This window comes from Aminobacter sp. P4_H6_2 (assembly GCF_056400805.1).
The window spans coordinates 1-1,672 of the sequence record NZ_JBFUKO010000889.1; the positions used below are offsets into that span (position 1 = coordinate 1).

Consider the following 1,672-nt stretch of genomic DNA (forward strand, 5'->3'; position numbering starts at 1 on the left):
GCCCTGGGCGACCGCCCTATTCGATCTCAGCACCCAGATTGGCCATCAGGCCCATGAATTCCGGAAAGCTCGTCGCGATCATCGCCTGGTCATCGACGGTAACAGGTTTTTCCGAAGCCAGCCCCATGACAAGGAAACTCATGGCGATGCGGTGGTCGAGATGGGTTTTCACCGTGCCGCCGCCGAGGCCCTTGCCGCCAGGCACGCCGCGCACCGACAGCGTGGTTTTGCCTTCGGTGCAGTCGACGCCGTTGGCTTCTAGCCCGCGCGCAACGGCTGCGAGGCGATCGGATTCCTTGACGCGCAGCTCTTCCAGACCCTGCATCAGCGTCTCGCCTTCGGCAAAGCAAGCCGCGACTGCGAGCACCGGATACTCGTCGATCATCGACGGCGCGCGTTCGGCCGGAACCTTGACGCCCTTGAGCTCGGAGCCGCGCACGCGCAGGTCCGCGACGTCCTCGCCGCCGGCATTGCGGCGATTGAGGATCTCGATCGAACCGCCCATTTCGATCAGCGTAGTGATCAGGCCGGTGCGGGTCGGGTTCATCAAAACGTTTTCGATTGATATGTCGGAGCCCGGCACGATCAGCGCTGCCACCAGCGGGAAGCCGGCCGAGGACGGATCGCCGGGAACGGCGATGATCTGGCCGGTGAGCTTGCCCTGGCCTTCGATGAAGATGTGGCGAACGCCCTGCTCGTCGGCCTGGACCTCGATATTGGCGCCAAATCCCTTGAGCATCTTTTCGGTGTGGTCACGCGTCATCACCGGTTCGATGACGGTGGTGATGCCCGGCGTGTTGAGGCCGGCGAGTAGGACCGCCGACTTGACCTGGGCGGATGCCATCGGCACGCGATAGGTGATGGGCGTCGCCTGGCGGGGGCCGCGCAACGTCAGCGGCATGCGGTCGCCGGGAGCGGCGTTGATGACCTGCACGCCCATCTGGCGCAGCGGATCGAGCACGCGCCCCATCGGCCTGCCCGACAGCGAARCGTCGCCGATGAAGGTGGTTTCCATGTCATAGGTGCCGACAAGGCCCATGGTCAGGCGCGAACCGGTGCCGGCATTGCCGAAATCGAGCGGTGCTTCGGCCTGCAACAGCGCGCCATTGCCGGTGCCCTGGATGATCCATTCGCCGTTGCGCTTTTCGATATGCGCGCCCATGGCCTTCATCGCGTCGCCGGTGCGCATCACGTCTTCGCCTTCAAGCAGGCCGGTGATGCGGGTTTCGCCTGAGGCAAGGCCGCCAAACATGAAGGAGCGGTGCGAAATCGACTTGTCGCCGGGCACGCGGGCGGTTCCAGACAGGGATTTCGACTTCCGGGCGACGGCCGGCTGTGGCACAGCTTGATGCGACATGATGGTTCCTCGTGCGGGATGCCCAAGAAATCGGGCTTTCCCAAAGATTGCGGCGGTGTCGTAGCATCGATTGCGATAAGGGTCATCCCCCATTGCCCTTGCCGGGGATTTGGCTTTGACAGCGCCACCAACTGGGGCTAAGGGGACGAAAATCTAGAAAACGAGGCCTGACGTGGCAAAATCCGAGCTTGGCACAAAGCGTATCGACCCGGAGACGGGTCGCAAATTCTATGACCTGAACAAGGACCCGATTGTTTCGCCCTATACGGGCAAGACTTATGCGCGTTCTTATTTCGACGACGGCAAGGCTGCAGC

General features: G+C 62.9%; 2 protein-coding genes. One reads left to right on the forward strand and one right to left on the reverse strand.

Going from position 1 to position 1,672, the window contains the following annotated elements:
- Positions 1–16: 16 nt before the first annotated feature.
- The gene (aroA, locus tag AC1DUU_RS31365) at positions 17–1,357 is read right to left on the reverse strand and encodes a 3-phosphoshikimate 1-carboxyvinyltransferase (protein WP_476787201.1); all 1,341 of its coding nucleotides are present in this window, start codon (positions 1,355–1,357) and stop codon (positions 17–19) included.
- Positions 1,358–1,529: 172 nt separating this feature from the next.
- Here aroA and AC1DUU_RS31370 point away from each other — a divergent pair.
- On the forward strand, positions 1,530–1,672 hold a 143-nt coding region (locus AC1DUU_RS31370), incomplete at its 3' end, for a TIGR02300 family protein (RefSeq protein ID WP_476787202.1).